The sequence below is a fragment of the Floccifex sp. genome, from assembly GCF_051873555.1.
Taxonomy (GTDB): Bacteria; Bacillota_I; Bacilli_A; order Erysipelotrichales; family Erysipelotrichaceae; genus Floccifex.
Genome location: NZ_JBJEEY010000153.1, coordinates 1 through 1,478, shown reverse-complemented (window position 1 = coordinate 1,478; position 1,478 = coordinate 1). Strand labels below are relative to the sequence as shown.

The following is a 1,478-nucleotide window of genomic DNA, read 5'->3' as shown; positions in this document are numbered from 1 at the left end:
ACACCATTTCCAATAATTACTACTTTTTTCTTACAAATCATCAAATCCGACAATCATACCACCTGATTCTGCATAAAAACTACACAAACCTTTACACGTTCCAATGACAATTTGTGCCTGTGGAAATTCCTGTAGTATGCTTTCTTTTAACTGATTGGCACATTCTTCATTGAATACATGATCGATTCTTAACTTACCACCATTGTATCCTTTTTCTTTAATAATGGAAACCAAAGACTTAATGGTTTTATTTCTTCCTCTTGCCTTTGTGACCATATCAATGACACCATCTTTCGCTTGTCCAATCAGACGAATCCCAATTAAACCAGCTCCCTTGGCAATAATTGGAGAAACACGACCATTATTTGCTAAATTATTCATCGATTCTAACGCAAATAATAAATGAATATGATTTTGATATTCATGCACAGAAGATACAATATCTTCAAATTCCATTTTCTGAGTGATACAAGAAAGAATTTTTTCAACAATCAGCTGCATCTCCGCTCCAGTACTCAAAGAATCAATGACTTCAATTTTCTTATCCGGAAATTCATCTCTGGCAATACAAGCTGCATTATAGCTGCCCGATAATTTTGAACTAATGGTAATCGCAAAGATGACATCGGCATCTTCAAAAGCTTCCATCCATTCTCCTGCATTTGGACAAGAAGTGGAACTCTTGGATTTAATGACTTTTAAATCCTCTACCATTTCTTTTACATCTAAATCTTCATTGTCTACGTATTCTTTTTGTTCTGTTCGAATGCGTAAAGGAACAGTTTGATAGGGAATACCTTCTAAATGAAATTCATTTGAAGATGAATCTGTCACAATTTTATAATTCATTTTATGCACCTCTACAACCATATTATGCGTTCTTTAATACTCTGTCAAGAGTTTTCCAAAAACCTTTAAAACGTGCTATAATACAATCAGGTGATATACTATGAATCAAAAAATACAAGAAGAAATTCGTCAATTTCATTTTCCATCGTATATGGAAATACCCAATGTCGGTTTATATTTAGAACAGACACAAGACTATATCAATGAGATTTTATATCCTTTAACCCATGAAAAAGTCACGAAATCCATGATTAGTAATTATGTAAAAAAAGGATTGATTTCCAATCCCGTAAAAAAGAAATATTCTCGAGATCAAATTGCGGTTTTAATTTATTTAACTCTGGCAAAAACTGTTATTTCTTTAGAAGATATTCAATTACTCATTGAATTAAAAGATAAGTCTTATGACAATAAAACCGCTTTTGATTATTTTAAAACTGAATTTGAAAATATTTTATATTATATATTTGGTATCAAAGATCATTTAGACAGTGTTGGAAAAGATGAAAACTTTCCCAAAGCTTTATTACGCAATACCATTATGACCTTTGCGCATAAAATCTATTTAGAAAAAAGCTTTGAAATGCTTCATGAACAAATACATGAATAATTAATCTTTTTATTCCTAT

At 31.1% G+C, this 1,478-nt stretch carries 2 protein-coding genes; one reads left to right on the top strand and one right to left on the bottom strand.

Translation table 11 applies throughout. The features are described 5' to 3' along the window. Positions 1-30 precede the first annotated feature (30 nt). The gene (locus tag ACI32A_RS08685) at positions 31-849 is read right to left on the bottom strand and encodes a DegV family protein (protein ID WP_439754662.1); all 819 of its coding nucleotides are present in this window, start codon (positions 847-849) and stop codon (positions 31-33) included. Positions 850-949: 100 nt separating this feature from the next. On the opposite strand from ACI32A_RS08685, the gene ACI32A_RS08680 reads away from it, so the two are divergent. Continuing rightward, complete coding sequence (locus tag ACI32A_RS08680) at positions 950-1,459, top strand: DUF1836 domain-containing protein (RefSeq protein WP_439754661.1); 510 nt, start codon at positions 950-952, stop codon at positions 1,457-1,459. Positions 1,460-1,478: the final 19 nt, after the last annotated feature.